This is a genomic window from Aggregatibacter sp. Marseille-P9115, from assembly GCF_920939465.1.
Taxonomy (GTDB): Bacteria; Pseudomonadota; Gammaproteobacteria; order Enterobacterales; family Pasteurellaceae; genus Aggregatibacter; species Aggregatibacter segnis_B.
The window spans coordinates 1643838-1659428 of the sequence record NZ_OV100759.1 but is presented as its reverse complement, the minus strand read 5'-3'; the positions used below and the strand labels follow the sequence as shown (position 1 = coordinate 1659428).

The following is a 15591-nucleotide window of genomic DNA, read 5'->3' as shown; positions in this document are numbered from 1 at the left end:
ATTAGCCGGTGTAACGGCCTACACCCAGTTCATCTTCTTTACGGGTGCGGTTAATTACCATTTGTGGCGATTGCAACACACGCAAGCCCATTTGGTCTTCGGTGCGTACCACTTCACCACGTAGGGAGTTTGTGAATACATCGGTGATTTTAATATCAACAAATTTTCCGATCATTTCCGGCGACCCCTGGAAATTCACAATACGGTTGGTTTCCGTACGACCGGTTAATTCCATAATATCTTTCTTCGATGGGCCTTCTACCAACACGCGTTGCTCCGTACCTAACATCGCGCGACTGAATTGAGCCGCTTGATTGTTGATGCGTTGTTGCAACAAATACAAACGTTGTTTTTTCTCGTCTTCAGTCACATCATCTGGGTAATCTGCCGCCGGTGTACCAGGACGGGCAGAATAAATAAAGCTGAAACTCATGTCGAAATTCACTTGAGCAATCAAATTCATAGTCTGCTCGAAATCTTCATTGGTTTCACCCGGGAACCCCACGATGAAATCAGAGCTGATTTGAATATTCGGACGTACCGCTTTTAGTTTGCGAATAATGGATTTGTATTCAAGCGCTGTATGTCCGCGTTTCATCATGGTTAAAACGCGGTCTGAACCGGATTGCACCGGCAAATGAAGGAAACTCACCAGCTCCGGTGTATCACGATACACGTCGATAATATCGTCGGTGAATTCGATCGGATGACTCGTGGTAAAACGTAAACGGTCAATACCGTCAATGGCAGCGACTAAACGCAATAATTCCGCAAAGGTACAAATTTCACCGTCAAACGTCGGACCACGATAAGCATTCACGTTTTGACCAAGCAAGTTCACTTCACGCACGCCCTGTGCGGCTAACTGTGCAATTTCAAATAAAATATCATCTACCGGGCGGCTTACTTCCTCACCACGGGTATAAGGCACCACACAATAAGTACAATATTTATTACAGCCTTCCATAATAGAAACGAATGCGGTTGGTCCCTCTGCACGAGGCTCCGGCAAACAGTCAAATTTTTCAATTTCCGGGAAACTAATATCTACAACGGAGCTTTTCCCGCCACGAATTTGGTTGATCATTTCAGGCAAACGATGCAATGTTTGCGGCCCGAAAACAATGTCCACATAAGGCGCTCGGGTGCGAATGTGTTCGCCTTCCTGCGATGCCACACAGCCGCCCACGCCAATCAATAAATTAGGGTTATTTTTCTTTAATTCTTTCCAACGCCCTAATTGATGAAAGACTTTTTCCTGTGCTTTTTCACGAATGGAACAGGTATTTAATAATAAAACATCCGCTTCTTCCGGCACCTCGGTAAGTTCCAAACCGTGTGTGCTGTGTAATAAATCCGCCATCTTAGATGAATCGTACTCGTTCATCTGACAGCCCCAAGTTTTAATATGTAGTTTTTGCGTCATACTGGCTAAAATTTACTCTAATGGTTCATAAAAATTGACTGGCTATTCTACCGAGTTGCGCTTTTTCTCGCTAGTAAAAAAGCAGATTTTCTCAAGAATTTTACCTGTTGTAGGTAGAAATAATGCTTTACCAAAACATGTCAAAAAAAGGAAAAGAGCGGTCTGAATTTGTCTTAAACGACATAAAATTGCAGAGAAAAGAAGAAAGGAAAAGGCAGATAAAACACCGTAGACAAGTAAGCTTAACCTGAAATTTATCTGCCATTCATCAATACATGGAATGACTTACTGATTGGGGGAATAATAAAGTTTACCGATTTCAATCTTTTGGCGACCGGTTTGTTCGCGCCACTTATTGCTGTCACGCAACGAATAAACACAACCGCAATATTCTTGCTGATAAAAACGCTCGCGTTTACTGATTTCAATCATCCGTTGTGAGCCTCCTTCTTTGCGCCAGTTATAATCCCAATAAATCACATCGTCATATTTTTCTGCCGCACGATGACCGCAACCGTTAATTTGCTCCATGTCTTTCCAGCGAGAAATGCCAAGGCAACTGGTGAATACCGGGAAACCGTGCTCATGAGCATATTCAGCCGCTTTTTCAAAACGCATATCAAAACACATGGTACAACGAATGCCTCGTTCCGGCTCCCATTCCATGCCTTTGGCACGGTCAAACCATTCTTGACGATCATAGTCGGCATCAATAAATGGAATACCAAATTTTTGCGCAAAACGAATATTTTCTTCTTTGCGAATCAAATATTCTTTTAACGGGTGAATGTTCGGGTTGTAGAAATAAATCGTAAATTCAATACCGGACGCCAAAATGGCTTCCATCACCTCACCCGAGCAAGGCGCACAACAGGAGTGCAAAAGCAGTTTATTGTGCCCTTCAGGCAATTCCAATTTTTCACGAATAAAAGGTGCATTTGGATCTTTGCGCGGTTTTTGTTTGCGTGTTTTATGTTGAAAACCGACCGCACTTTGAGATTGTTGTTCTGTCATCTTAATAGCTTCTATCTACAGATAAATATGCCAAGGAAATCAACGCTTGTTTATACTCGCTTTCCGGCAGAATCTGAATCGCATCAACGGCTTTTTGTGCTTCTTGTTTAGCGCGATCCATCGCGTAATCAAGGGATTTATGTTCTGCCATAATAGCTAACACCTCATCAATGGCCTCGCGTTTTCCGCCTTGTTCGATGGCTTCGCGAATTAATGCGGCTTGTTGTGCATTGCCGTGATGCATCGCGTGTAATAAAGGAAGTGTCGGTTTGCCTTCGGCTAAATCATCACCCACATTTTTCCCTAAGGCTTTGGCACTCGCGCTGTAATCTAGCACATCATCCACTAACTGGAATGCCGTGCCGAGATAACGACCGTAATTCTGTAATGCTTTTTCCTGCTCGTCATCCGCATCGGCAATGATTGCGGCAGCTTGCGCCGCCACCTCAAATAAACGGGCGGTTTTACTGTAAATCACCCGCATATAATTTTCTTCGCTAGTTTGCGGATCGTTCACATTCATTAATTGTTGCACTTCGCCTTCTGCCAACACATTAGTGGCATCCGCCATAATGCGCAAAATTTTTAACGATTCCAGCTGAGCAACCAATTGGAACGCGCGGGTATAAATGAAATCCCCCACCAACACGCTTGCGGCATTACCAAATTCTGCATTTGCCGTAGCACGCCCACGACGCATATCCGATTCATCCACGACATCATCATGCAACAAAGACGCTGTATGAATAAATTCGACAAAGGTGGCACACGTAATGGCTTTTTGTCCTTCAAAACCTAAGGCTCTTGCCGCCAACACGGCAATTAAGGGACGAATGCGTTTGCCACCGCCTTGCACAATGTAGAATCCCAATTGATTAATCAACACCACATCTGAGTTCAGTTGGGCTAAAATCGATTCGTTCACTTTTTGCATATCCGCTTGGCTTAACGCCTGGATTGCCTTCATATCCATTAAGTTTGTTGTATTCATTTCTATAATTAAGCCACTTAAAATTAGGGGAAGTAGATGAAATTCAAAACGAAAGTGCGGTTGATTCTACCCGATTTTTCTCCCTTTCTGAAATTAAACTACCTAAATTGCCAATTTTTTTATTTTATCGTAAATAAGTTCTTGCTATCCCCTAAATTTTTACGTAGAATTTGCGCCCTATTTATATGAATTTTATGTGCGAAATGAAACAACATTAGAGCACAATTATAGCGGAGTATTTATGTACGCAGTTTTCCAAAGTGGCGGTAAACAACACCGAGTAAGCGAAGGTCAAGTCGTTCGTTTAGAAAAACTTGAACTTGCAACTGGCGCAACAGTTGAATTCGATTCAGTGTTGATGGTCGTTAATGGTGAAGATGTTAAAATCGGTGCCCCAGTAGTTGCTGGTGCAAAAGTAGTGGCTGAAGTAGTTGCACAAGGTCGTGGCGATAAAATTAAAATCGTTAAATTCCGTCGTCGCAAACACAGCCGTAAACAACAAGGTCATCGTCAGTGGTTCACAGAAGTGAAAATCACTGGGATTCAAGCATAATTTCAGAGGAGATCAAGTAGATGGCAACTAAAAAAGCTGGTGGTTCAACTCGTAACGGTCGTGATTCTGAAGCTAAACGTCTTGGTGTTAAACGTTTCGGTGGTGAATCTGTATTAGCAGGTAGCATCATCGTTCGTCAACGTGGTACTAAATTCCACGCGGGCAACAACGTTGGAATGGGACGTGACCACACCTTATTCGCGACAGCCGATGGTAAAGTAAAATTTGAAGTAAAAGGCGAGAAAAGCCGTAAATACGTAAGTATTGTTACTGAATAATTTTATAAAACAGAATAAAACGCCCTGCTTATGCAGGGCTTTTTTGTAGGTAAAATCATGAAACAACAACCCATGTTAGGTTTTCTTTTTGCCCTCATTACCTCCATGGCATGGGGCTCTTTGCCTATTGCATTAAAGCAAGTGGTTTCTGCCATGAATGTGGAAACCATTGTTTGGTATCGCTTTATTGTTGCCAGTATTGTTTTATTTTTACTCCTTGGCTACAAAAAAGCATTGCCCAACATATCAAAACTGGGTTATTACAGTACGTTAGTTATGGTTGGCGTACTCGGATTAGCCGGTAATTTTTTCTTATTTAATAGCTCACTCAATTACATTGAGCCTTCCGTTGCACAAATTTTTATCCATTTGTCCTCTTTTGGTATGCTCATTTGCGGTGTTGTGATTTTTAAAGAAAAATTAGGGTTACACCAAAAAATCGGTTTGGTCTTATTAACCATCGGTTTAGGCTTCTTTTTTAATGATCGCTTAGCAATCTTTAGCGGATTAAATACCTACTCCACCGGCGTTTTTCTCAGTATTAGCGCATCTTTAATATGGGTTGCTTACGGCATGGCGCAAAAACTCATGCTAAGAAAATTCAGCTCACAACAAATTTTGCTGATGATCTATTTTGGTTGCGCCCTTGTCTTTACGCCTTTTGCTAAATTTTCACAAGTACAAGGTTTAACGCCTATCAGCCTTGGTTGCTTAATTTACTGTTGTTTAAATACGCTATTTGGTTATGGTGCTTATGCTGAAGCATTAAATCGTTGGGAAGTGTCAAAAGTCAGCGTGGTCATTACCTTGGTTCCGTTGTTTACTATTTTATTTGCGCACCTTGCCCACTGTATCGACCCAACAAATTTTGCCGCCCCTGAACTAAATACTATTAGCTATATCGGTGCGTTTATTGTAGTATGCGGGGCAATTTTATCCGCCATCGGGCACAAGTTATTCCCTGCTCGCCCAAAAGCGCGGTAGTAATTTTCAGTATTTTGGAGAAGTTGAATGAAATTTATTGATGAAGCTTTGATTCGTGTCGAAGCAGGTGACGGAGGCAACGGCTGTGCCAGTTTCCGTCGTGAAAAATATATTCCCAAAGGCGGTCCGGATGGGGGCGATGGTGGTGACGGTGGTGACGTTTATTTAATCGCTGACGAAAACCTCAACACGCTTATCGATTACCGTTTTGAAAAGCGCTTTGCCGCCGAACGCGGTGAAAACGGACGCAGTGCAAACTGTACCGGACATCGAGGCAAAGACATTACTTTACGTGTACCGGTGGGAACGCGTGCTATTGATAACGACACTCAAGAAATTATCGGTGATTTAACCAAAAATGGCATGCGATTATTAGTTGCCAAAGGTGGTTATCATGGATTAGGTAATACTCGTTTCAAATCCTCCATTAACCGCGCTCCACGCCAAAAAACCATGGGGACACCGGGTGAAAAACGCGATTTACTATTAGAATTAATGTTGCTCGCCGATGTTGGGATGCTCGGTTTACCAAATGCCGGCAAATCTACTTTTATCCGTGCCGTTTCTGCAGCTAAACCGAAAGTCGCTGATTACCCGTTTACCACTTTAGTACCAAGCCTAGGCGTGGTGAAAGTAGATGACAATCGCAGTTTCGTTATCGCAGACATTCCTGGATTAATTGAGGGTGCATCAGAAGGTGCTGGATTAGGTATTCGTTTCTTGAAACACTTAGAACGTTGTCGCGTATTAATTCACTTAGTGGATATCAACCCGATTGACGATTCTGATCCTGCAGATAACGTAGCAATTATCGAATCTGAACTCTTCCAATACAGTGAATCCTTAGCGGATAAACCACGTTGGCTGGTGTTCAACAAAATCGATACGATGAGCGACGAAGAAGCTCATGAACGTGCAGAAGAAATTGCTAAACGCTTAGGCTGGGAAGAAGATTATTATTTGATCTCTGCTGCGGCTGGAAAAAATGTTCCTCAACTGTGTCGCGACATCATGGATTTCCTAGAAGCGCATCCACGTGAAACGGAAGAAACGCCAGTAGAAAACGAAGAAGTCAAATTCAAATGGGAAGATTACCATCAAGAGCAATTAGAAAATGCTGATTTTGATGATGAAGATGATGACGACTGGGATGACTGGTCAGAAGAAGATGAGGAAGGCGTAGAAATTATTTACAAGCCTTAATCAGATATAAAAAAGTGCGGTCAAAATTCACAGAAAATTTTGACCGCACTTTTTGTGGTTACAGCAAAGAAAACTAGCCTTTTCGCGCATTTTTCATGATTCGCTCTTTTGCCACTTTCCACTCACGTTCTTTAATATCTTCTCGCTTATCCTGTTGTTTCTTACCCTTCGCTAAACCAATTTTGACTTTTGCCCATGCACCTTTCCAATATAAAGAAAGGGCAATTAACGTAAATCCATCACGATTTGCTTTGCCGAACAAAGAATCCAATTCACGTTGTTTCAGCAATAATTTACGGGTGCGGGTTGGGTCACACACCACATGTGTCGATGCTACGCTTAAGGGTTGAATACTCGCACCAAATAAAAAAGCTTCACCATTTTTAAAAATAACATAACTATCACTTAAATTTGCTTTGCCGGCGCGCATAGATTTCACTTCCCAGCCTTGCAATTCAAGACCAGCCTCAATTTCATCTTCAATAAAATAATCGTGTCTCGCGCGCTTATTTAATGCGATCGTATTAGAACCGGGTTTTACTTTTTTCTTGGTCATATATTATTGGAAATTAAACATAAATTGGCGCACATTCTACCGAATCCACGCAAAGATAGCAAAAGCACACAATAAGGATAATTTGGCTCCCATTTGGCAATAAGGGCGGCTTGTTGATTTTTGATACGATTAAGGAGTGAAATGTATCCGGTCATTTCCGCTTACATCAAAACTGCAAAAAACCTCACCGCACTTTTTCTTTGGGGATAAAAAAATCAGCGCCTAATGCGCTGATTCTCTTTATTCTAGCTCTCCACAGAAGCGATAACCTTCCCCGTGAATGGTCGTGATGATTTCCGGTGTATCAGGATGATCTTCAAAATGTTTTCGAATACGGCGAATCGTGACATCCACCGTGCGATCTTGTGGCTTAAGTTCGCGCCCTGTCATTTTTTTCAATAATTCTTCACGGGTTTGAATTTTTCCCGGATTTTCGCAGAAATGCAACATAGCACGAAATTCACTGCGTGGTAGCTTACGCTCTTCGCCTTCTGGCGTAACCAAAGTACGGCTATTTAAATCTAATGTCCAACCATTAAATTTATATTGTTCGATTTGATGAGCACGCTGATTTTCCTGCATTGTGCGCTGTAATAAATTACGTGCACGAATCGTTAATTCACGTGGATTAAACGGTTTGGTAATGTAATCATCGGCCCCAATTTCCAAGCCGAGAATTTTATCCACTTCATTATCCCGACCGGTTAAAAACATCAATGCGATGTCTGCATTCTCACGCAATTCACGTGCAAGCATCAAACCATTTTTCCCCGGCAAATTAATATCCATAATGACCAAATTAATGTCTTCTGTTTCTAGAATTCGGTGCATTTGGGAACCATCAGCCGCTTCAAAAACATCATATCCTTCGGCTTCAAAAATACTTTTTAATGTATTTCTGGTAATCGTTTCATCTTCAACAATTAAAATTTGTGGTGTTTGCATTAGCAAATCCTTCATTTTCTTAGTTATTACTTAGGTATTCAGTTATTCGACAACACATAGCCTGAATTTTATAATTGCAACATTATTGTAACAACAAAAACGATTAAATGAGAATTTATTCGCCTTTGATTTTATGATCTATATCATAAAATCCACAGGATTCGACAAATAAAAAATCCTTCAATAAACAACATTATTGAAGGATTAGCTAAAGTTACACACAAAGCTAAAGTACGAGAGAAATCAACGTTTTTTCTTACCACCTTGACGCGCTTTAAAACGTGGGTTTTCTTTACAAATCACATATACGACACCATGACGACGTACAACTTTGCAACCAGGATGGCGAGTTTTTGCTGTTTTTAATGAAGATAAAACTTGCATAAACATTCCTTATTTTGATTTGAAGATGCCGAACTTGCCATAACGGTTAGCAAAATCGCTGGCGCGACCTTCATTGGCAACTTGTCTAACTTTACCGGTATAAAATGGATGTGATGCCGAGGACGTATCACACATAAACACCGGATATTCTTTGCCATCTTCCCACTTCATGGTGTTTGTGGTTCTGGCACAAGAGCGAATCAAAAAGCCTTGCTTAGCATTGGAATCATAAAAAAGAACGGTACGATAATTTTCCGGATGAATCCCTTTTTTCATTTTACACAACCTTATTTCTTGATAAAAAATAACAATGCGCGCCATGTTACACAAAAAATGCTGTCCAAGCAAACTTATTTTAAGTAAAAAAATAAGAGAGTGGAAAAAAGTGTTAAATCAAGCTTTACATAAGCAAAAACAACTTAGAAAAACACCAAAAACGCCTAATTAATTTTTATAAAAAACAATGTTATTTTCGACCGCACTTTAATAAAAACCTAATAAGTTCTTATTTCAGGTGCTTGATAGGATTTAATAAACTGTTCTATTTCAAGAAGATCTGTGCTGAATAATAATTTTTCAAAATGTGTTTGACTCAAGAATCCCTCACTTACCATGCCTTGATACATATTTCTGAGCGGTTCATAAAAACCGTCTTGGTTAAATAAAATACAAGGATGAGGATTTTGCCCAATACGCGCCCAAGAATACACTTCACAGATTTCTTCTAGTGTTCCCGGTCCACCAGGCAACGCAATACAAGCATCAGCAAATGCCAACATCTTTGCTTTCCGTTCCGCCATAGAATTGACCACGATAATTTCTGTACAACCACTGTGCGCGACTTCCCTTTCTCGTAAAAATGCCGGAATCACGCCTATCACTTCCCCACCATGAGATAATACGGTATCTGCCAACAGTCCCATGAGTCCTACTTTGCCACCACCATAAATCAATCGATGATGATGTTGTGCAAGCCATTTACCTAACTCAATTGTTGCCTGCTGATATGCCGGTACATTTCCCAATGCCGCACCACAATAAACGGTGATATTCATTTTATTCCCTCAATAATATGACTTCGTATAAAGTCGGCTCGCTGTGAATTTATTTCACCAAAAACGCGACCATAAGGTGCGATATTTTACAGCAATTTGTTTTCTGTAGTGCTAGAATGTGCCCCATTTTATGGAAAATCATCACTATATCTTATGAAAAAATATCTTCTTCTCGCGTTCTGTTTACTCACAACATTGAGCCTACAAGCTGCCGATCTCTTCAATAATAAACCGAAATTTTTACCGGTGGATCAAGCATTTCAGCTACATGCAGAACAGCAGTATGAAAATATTTTGTTGAATTGGCAAATTATCGACAATTACTATCTTTACCAAGACAAGCTGGAATTTTCACTTAACGGTCAGCCAATTGACGTTCAACCGCAATTTTTAACTACAGCGGAACAGTATCAAGATCCTTATTTCGGCACAGTAAATATTTTCAAACACCAGCTTGCCCTTAAGTTACCGTTGCCAAATAAAGGTGCGCAAGATCTTTTAAACGTTACCTACCAAGGTTGTACCCAAGGCTTTTGTTATCCTCCGGAAACCAAACAATTTATACTCGGTGAAATTCCACAAGTGGCTATGACCGAGCAACTGAAAGCGGATGAATTAGAAAGTGCGGCAGGAAATTCAGATGTTTTATCATCACAACAAAATCAACTTGCTGACAGCCTATTTCAGAGCAAGTATGCCATGTTGTGGTTCTTTGTCCTCGGTATCGGGTTGGCTTTTACCCCTTGCGTCCTCCCGATGCTACCGTTGTTATCAGCCATCGTAATCGGTAGCCGGACAGAACAAAGTAATACATGGCGTGCCGTGGCGTTAAGTTTCGTGTATGTGCAAGGCATGGCATTAACTTATACTTTATTGGGTTTATTGGTCGTGCTCATTGGCTTGCCGTTCCAAGTAGCCTTACAAAGCCCTTATGTTTTAATTGGGTTGTCGCTTGTTTTCACCTTGCTGGCACTTTCAATGTTCGGTGTCTTTACCTTACAACTGCCGTCCTCACTACAAACCAAACTAACTCAGTTCAGTCAGCAACAAAAGAGCGGTGCCTTTTTCGGTGTATTCGCCATGGGCGCAATCGCCGGTTTAGTGGCATCCCCTTGCACCTCTGCTCCACTCTCCGGCGCATTGCTGTATGTGGCGCAATCCGGGGATTTTGTGATTGGTGCATTAACCTTGTATTTATTAGCTCTTGGCATGGGTTTACCGCTCATTCTAATTACCGTATTCGGCAACAAAATCCTACCAAAATCCGGCGCTTGGATGGAAAACGTAAAAACCGCATTTGGTTTTGTCATGTTAGCGTTACCGGTGTTTTTACTTTCCCGTATTCTTCCTGCCGTTTGGGAACCTCGTTTATGGGCATTACTCGGCGTAAGTTTCTTTGTCTGGCTAGCCATGCAAATGCGTTCCACCGGCATCGGATTATTCTTCCGCATTGTATCCCTCATCGCAGCCATGGCACTCGCTCAGCCGTTACAAACATGGCTATGGCAGAATCATACGCAACCGACAGAAACCCAAAGTTCGGTTCAAAATTCACTTGAATTTCAACAAGTACACAGCTACGACGAACTTCAACAAGTGTTAGCACAAAATCCCAAATCCATGGCAATGCTGGATCTCTATGCAGATTGGTGTATTGCCTGTAAAGAGTTTGATCATAAAACCTTTGCCGATTCAAAGGTACAAGCCGCTTTAAAAGACGTTTTACTGTTAAGAATCGACATGACAAACAACAGCGAAAATAACCGCACTTTAATGAAACAGCTCGCGGTAACCGGCTTGCCGACACTGATTTTCTTTAATGCTGAAGGCAAAGAAATCGCAGCCCAGCGCATTACCGGTTTTATGGAAAGCGAAACATTTTTGCAAACGCTCCAAGCAGCTAAAAACGCCAATCATTAATAATGAATAAAAATTAACTGGTTTTTTCTGTATCAAATGAAACAATAAAAAACCGCACTTGAGGTTTACTTCAAGTGCGGTGATTTTTATCGGCGTTTTTTCGCAAGGAAATTATTTACCGCTCCATGCTTTAATAGCATCTAAACGGGCTTTCACTTTGCTTTGGGAATCGCCTTTGAAATAATCTTTGGCTAAACCGCCTTCCCAGCCACCGTAGTTCGGGTTAGGTAACACAATGTAAGTTTTACCGAATTTCGCTTGGTTTTTCGCCACAAAATCACGACGATCTGCATTTAATTTACCGTGTGTTGCATCACCGAAATCATCTAAGTTATCACCGACATAAAGTACGATGTCATAACCTTGGCTTTCGATTTCAGCAAAACGGGCAGATTTAGCTGATTTATCTTTTTTGAGGTAAAGAGAAGATTCATCAACACCCGTAAAACCTAAACGTTTCATGTCATCAATGGTGCCGGCTTTTTCATTTTTGTCTTTACGATTAGACACATAGAACATTTTGCCTTTGTGTGAATTGACGTAATTATTAAATTCTACCGCACCGGCAATAGCGCCTGACTCTCTCGCATCAACCCAGCGAGTCCAATCTTTGCCATCAAACGGTTTGTTGTTTTGGATTTGCCAACCTGCATATGGGCTGTTATCGATCATGGTTTCATCCAAATCCACTACAACCGCTTTTTTCTTACCTTTTTTCACTTTAGCGTGATCAAATGCAACTTTCGCCGTATTAAAAGCTTGATACGCCAACGCATCGTATTCACCGGATTCTTGCATCCAGTTAATTCCTAACACTGCTTGTTGTTGTAATTGCGCATCACCTTGTGTCGCATTATGAGTACAACCGGCTAATACAAACGCAGAAACCACGGCAAGTGCGGTCATTTTTAATGTTTTTTTCATGAAATTCTCCTTTGGGTTTGATAAATCGCTAAAAACAATAGCGCCCCTATTTTGAATCAGGGGACTATTTTATTCAATAGCTATAAAAACAAAAAAGGCATGTTTAACGCATGCCTTTTATTGATAAATTTATTTCGCTAAGCATTGGCTATAGCTGTCTGCGGTAAACTGCAAGAAAGCCGCATAAGGGTTGCCTTCCGCTTTGACGCTATCGCCCATCGGGTCAAGGCGTCCGACTTTTACTTGTGTCGCTTTGCTTAAACTTTCAATCACTTTTGGCGTGAACTGCGGCTCAGCAAATAAGCAGCTTACTTTGTGTTCGGCAATTTCTTCTTTGATTTTTGCTAAGGTTTTTGCGCCCGGCGCCACCAACGGATTAATGGTGAAATAACCGGTTTGATTTAAACCATAGGCCTGGTTGAAATAGCCATAAGCATCGTGGAAGACATAGAAGCCTTTGTCTTTTACGCTTTCTAATTGCGCTTTAATTTTCACGCTGGTTTCAGCCAAAGTGCGGTCAAATTCCGCGATGTTTTTTTCAATCAGTGCTTTTTTCTCCGGATATTGTTTTACCAGTTTCGCAGCAATACGTTGTGCCACAACTTTACTGATATCCGGTGAATACCATACGTGCCAGTTAATCGAAGCATCATCGTCATGATGATGATCATGTGCTTCATGTTTGTGATCGTGATCTGCGTGTGCATGTTCGTGCTTGTGATCATCTTCTGCATGCGCATGTTCGTGTTTATGATCGTGATCACCGTGCATATGTTTATGACCATGCTCTTCATGAGCATGATGATGACCTTCATGACCGTGTTCATGGACATCACCTTCACCATGATGGTGATGATGTTCGCCTTTCATGAGGAAAGGTTCAATCGCGGCAATGTCTTTGATGGTTAAGACTTTTTTATAGTCCAGATCATCAATGGATTTATCCAAAAATAGATCTACATCTTCCCCAATCCAAACGACCATTTCGGCAGATTTTAATTTTTGTGCATCGGAGGGTTTCAAGTTGTAATCGTGTGGAGATGCACCTGTCGGCACTAATACATCCACATCTGTTACCCCATTTGCAATCGCGCTAGCAATAAACCCAAGGGGTTTAATGGAAGTGACAATCGTAGCGGAAGCCACGGCAGAGAAAGAAAGAATCGCTGCGGCAATCGCCGTTTTTTTCAAACCTTGTACTAATTGAGTCATTGTATTTCCTTCTATGATGAGATAGGTAAGTGGAACAAAACGCAGCTAGGTTACTCTTTTTTTATTTAGATGACCATCTTTTTTTATTAAAAAAAATAAGTCAATCTTTTTTCTGTAATAACTTATCAATAACACGGGAAACTGCGAAAAAGCCAAACGTTGCTGTAATCATCGTCGCAGCACCAAACCCATTGGCACAATTCATGGTGGCAGACGTAGAGCAGTTTTCCCCCATTTGAGGAAAAATCAGTGGTTGGGTAGAAAAGACCGCCTCGATGGAAAATTTACGTTTTGGATTTTGCATGAAATGATAATCCTTGCGTAAAACCGACCGCACTTTTGCCAGCAGTGGATCTTGAATAGTACGGCTTAAATCGGCAATTTGAATTTGGCTTGGATCCGTTTGCCCGCCGGCGCCCCCCACAGTGATAATCTTGATTTTATGGCGTTTACAGTAGGCAATTAACGCCGCTTTTGTTTTGACATTATCAATAGCATCAATGACATAATCATAACTTGCATGAAGATATTGGGATAAATTCTCCGCAGAAATAAAATCATCAATGACATTGACATCACATTCGGGGTTAATCAATTTCACCCGTTGCTGCATGACCTCTGTTTTGAGCTGACCGATATTGCCCGTCAAGGCATGAATTTGGCGATTAATATTCGTGACACAAATATCATCCATATCAATCATCGTGATTTTTCCCACGCCTGAGCGAGCAAGCGCTTCCACCGCCCAAGAACCCACACCGCCAATGCCAATAACACAAATATGTGCTTGACGTAAACGGGCTAAAGCCTCAGTGCCATACAAACGACCGATACCGCCGAAACGTTGTTCGTAATTATCCACGCGTGCCATTAGCGTAACACCCAAACGCGACCATAATGTTTTGACAAGCCGGCAATATGACCCGCCTGATCACCGATACCACGATATAAATCGAAATGGTGTCCGTTTACCGCACCGCCCACATCTAATGCCACCATCAAATGCAGTTTATGTTCTCCCGTCCAGTTCCCACTATTGTCAATTTGTGGCACTTCGACGAGCAATACACTGCCTAGCGGAATCACACCACGGTCAGAAGCCACCGAAGCCATTGGCACTAACGGCACACCTGCCGCGCCCTTCACTTTGCCATGCGGATCATTTTTAAAGAAAACATAAGACGGATTACGTTCGAGCAAACCTTGAACCCGAGATGGATTTGCATTCGCCCAATCACGAATCGCCTGAATAGACATTTTTTCTTTCGGAATCTCGCCGTCTTCCACCAACAAACGCCCCACGGCGGCGTACGGGTAACCATTTTGACCGGCATACGCAAAATAATTCAAATTACCTTCACCAAAATCGACGTAACCACTGCCTTGTACGCCAAGCAAGAAGTTATCGATCATGGAATCACTATACGCCAGTTCTAATCCTTTGCCTTTCAATGCGCCGGCATAAATTTCAGCGCGGGAAAAACGTTTTTGTGTCGGAAGCGCATAAATCGGTTGGTTATATTTACCTTGCTGTGTGCGGCGAGCATGAATCACCGGGGAATAATAGCCCGTCATTAACACGTTTTGATAGCCGTCAAAGCCTTTCATCACCTGTGAATGAATCCCAAAATTATTCAATTCGTTGACGTTTGCCCCAGCAAGCACCCAGGCGGTAACCTTGTCGTAAATCGGTGCAAAGTTACTGCTTAATTTGCCGGAATAACTATGAATATTGGATAACTGCGCTAAAAAATCGCCTTGGTTTATGACCGCACTTTTGTTCTCCACTTGATTTACGGGCGCCAAAATCGCTTGTTGATAGCTTCTGCCCTGATAAACCGCCCCGAATTTTTGTGGATCAACATCGGATGCTCCCGAGTTGCGCGACATTTTGCCACCATTAGAGGAACAAGAAGCCAAAAGTACAATGGCGGATAATGTTAACAATTTAGACCAAATAATTTGATTAAGGCGCATACAAAGTCCTAAATAAAAATAAACAAAATAAATGAGGGGCGAATTTTACACCAATTTATGCTGAATGAATATGCGCCTCGGGTGGGCGATAACAATAAAGTGCGGTAGATTTTCGACATATTTTTCACACTTAGCTCGATAGGAAAGAGATTTCATGTTTAAAAAAACA

The 15591-nt window shown here is 41.6% G+C and carries 18 protein-coding genes; 6 read left to right on the top strand and 12 right to left on the bottom strand.

The genetic code is table 11. The features are described 5' to 3' along the window. Window position 1: 1 nt before the first annotated feature. From miaB to ispB, 3 genes are all read right to left on the bottom strand, one after another. On the bottom strand, window positions 2-1426 hold the full coding sequence (gene miaB, locus LQ983_RS07985) for a tRNA (N6-isopentenyl adenosine(37)-C2)-methylthiotransferase MiaB (protein ID WP_006719034.1): 1425 nt from the start codon (window positions 1424-1426) through the stop codon (window positions 2-4). A 285-nt stretch (window positions 1427-1711) separates the two neighbouring features. Continuing rightward, the gene (locus LQ983_RS07980; RefSeq protein ID WP_006719036.1) at window positions 1712-2440 is read right to left on the bottom strand and encodes an epoxyqueuosine reductase QueH; all 729 of its coding nucleotides are present in this window, start codon (window positions 2438-2440) and stop codon (window positions 1712-1714) included. A 1-nt stretch (window position 2441) separates the two neighbouring features. After that, window positions 2442-3413, bottom strand: coding sequence for an octaprenyl diphosphate synthase (ispB, locus tag LQ983_RS07975; RefSeq protein ID WP_370636683.1), 972 nt, complete (start codon window positions 3411-3413; stop codon window positions 2442-2444). A 259-nt stretch (window positions 3414-3672) separates the two neighbouring features. Between ispB and rplU the strand changes: the two genes are divergently transcribed. The 4 genes from rplU to cgtA are packed head-to-tail and all read left to right on the top strand — an operon-like array spanning window position 3673 to window position 6449. Next, window positions 3673-3984 carry a 50S ribosomal protein L21 gene (gene rplU, locus LQ983_RS07970; protein ID WP_006719042.1) on the top strand — a complete coding sequence of 104 codons (312 nt, stop codon included), beginning with the start codon at window positions 3673-3675 and terminating at the stop codon, window positions 3982-3984. A gap of 20 nt (window positions 3985-4004) precedes the next feature. After that, window positions 4005-4262, top strand: a complete 258-nt coding sequence (rpmA, locus tag LQ983_RS07965; protein ID WP_005539872.1) for a 50S ribosomal protein L27 — start codon at window positions 4005-4007, stop codon at window positions 4260-4262. Between the two features lie 57 nt (window positions 4263-4319). Then, on the top strand, window positions 4320-5246 hold the full coding sequence (locus tag LQ983_RS07960; RefSeq protein WP_230622279.1) for a DMT family transporter: 927 nt from the start codon (window positions 4320-4322) through the stop codon (window positions 5244-5246). 27 nt (window positions 5247-5273) lie between these two features. Then, complete coding sequence (gene cgtA, locus LQ983_RS07955) at window positions 5274-6449, top strand: Obg family GTPase CgtA (protein WP_006719056.1); 1176 nt, start codon at window positions 5274-5276, stop codon at window positions 6447-6449. 73 nt (window positions 6450-6522) lie between these two features. On the opposite strand, the gene smpB is transcribed toward cgtA, so the two are convergent. The 4 genes from smpB to LQ983_RS07935 form a co-directional block, all read right to left on the bottom strand. Beyond that, a complete protein-coding gene (smpB, locus tag LQ983_RS07950) occupies window positions 6523-7005 on the bottom strand; it encodes an SsrA-binding protein SmpB (protein ID WP_109128109.1) in 483 nt (160 codons plus the stop codon). Between the two features lie 240 nt (window positions 7006-7245). Continuing rightward, complete coding sequence (gene arcA / locus LQ983_RS07945; protein WP_032997947.1) at window positions 7246-7950, bottom strand: two-component system response regulator ArcA; 705 nt, start codon at window positions 7948-7950, stop codon at window positions 7246-7248. A gap of 243 nt (window positions 7951-8193) precedes the next feature. Further along, entirely contained in the window at window positions 8194-8334 is a 141-nt protein-coding gene (gene ykgO, locus LQ983_RS07940) for a type B 50S ribosomal protein L36 (RefSeq protein WP_006719061.1), read from the bottom strand. Between the two features lie 9 nt (window positions 8335-8343). Further along, entirely contained in the window at window positions 8344-8610 is a 267-nt protein-coding gene (locus tag LQ983_RS07935) for a type B 50S ribosomal protein L31 (RefSeq protein WP_032997949.1), read from the bottom strand. Between the two features lie 34 nt (window positions 8611-8644). Between LQ983_RS07935 and LQ983_RS07930 the strand changes: the two genes are divergently transcribed. Continuing rightward, entirely contained in the window at window positions 8645-8782 is a 138-nt protein-coding gene (locus LQ983_RS07930; RefSeq protein WP_230622278.1) for a hypothetical protein, read from the top strand. Window positions 8783-8828: 46 nt separating this feature from the next. Here the strand turns inward: LQ983_RS07930 and LQ983_RS07925 are convergent, their stop codons facing one another. Beyond that, window positions 8829-9389, bottom strand: coding sequence for a TIGR00730 family Rossman fold protein (locus tag LQ983_RS07925; RefSeq protein WP_230622277.1), 561 nt, complete (start codon window positions 9387-9389; stop codon window positions 8829-8831). 153 nt (window positions 9390-9542) lie between these two features. Here LQ983_RS07925 and LQ983_RS07920 point away from each other — a divergent pair, with 153 nt between their 5' ends. Next, window positions 9543-11309 (top strand): protein-disulfide reductase DsbD, encoded by a 1767-nt coding sequence (locus LQ983_RS07920; RefSeq protein WP_230622276.1) that lies wholly within the window; start codon window positions 9543-9545, stop codon window positions 11307-11309. A 111-nt stretch (window positions 11310-11420) separates the two neighbouring features. Here the strand turns inward: LQ983_RS07920 and LQ983_RS07915 are convergent, their stop codons facing one another. The 4 genes from LQ983_RS07915 to mltA form a co-directional block, all read right to left on the bottom strand. Beyond that, window positions 11421-12233 carry a 5'-nucleotidase, lipoprotein e(P4) family gene (locus tag LQ983_RS07915; RefSeq protein WP_212509869.1) on the bottom strand — a complete coding sequence of 271 codons (813 nt, stop codon included), beginning with the start codon at window positions 12231-12233 and terminating at the stop codon, window positions 11421-11423. A 129-nt stretch (window positions 12234-12362) separates the two neighbouring features. Continuing rightward, the gene (znuA, locus tag LQ983_RS07910) at window positions 12363-13445 is read right to left on the bottom strand and encodes a zinc ABC transporter substrate-binding protein ZnuA (RefSeq protein WP_230622275.1); all 1083 of its coding nucleotides are present in this window, start codon (window positions 13443-13445) and stop codon (window positions 12363-12365) included. A gap of 100 nt (window positions 13446-13545) precedes the next feature. Continuing rightward, a complete protein-coding gene (tcdA, locus tag LQ983_RS07905) occupies window positions 13546-14316 on the bottom strand; it encodes a tRNA cyclic N6-threonylcarbamoyladenosine(37) synthase TcdA (RefSeq protein ID WP_230622274.1) in 771 nt (256 codons plus the stop codon). Further along, window positions 14316-15422, bottom strand: a complete 1107-nt coding sequence (gene mltA / locus LQ983_RS07900) for a murein transglycosylase A (RefSeq protein ID WP_230622273.1) — start codon at window positions 15420-15422, stop codon at window positions 14316-14318. Before mltA ends, tcdA begins: the two co-directional genes overlap by 1 nt. Window positions 15423-15591: the final 169 nt, after the last annotated feature.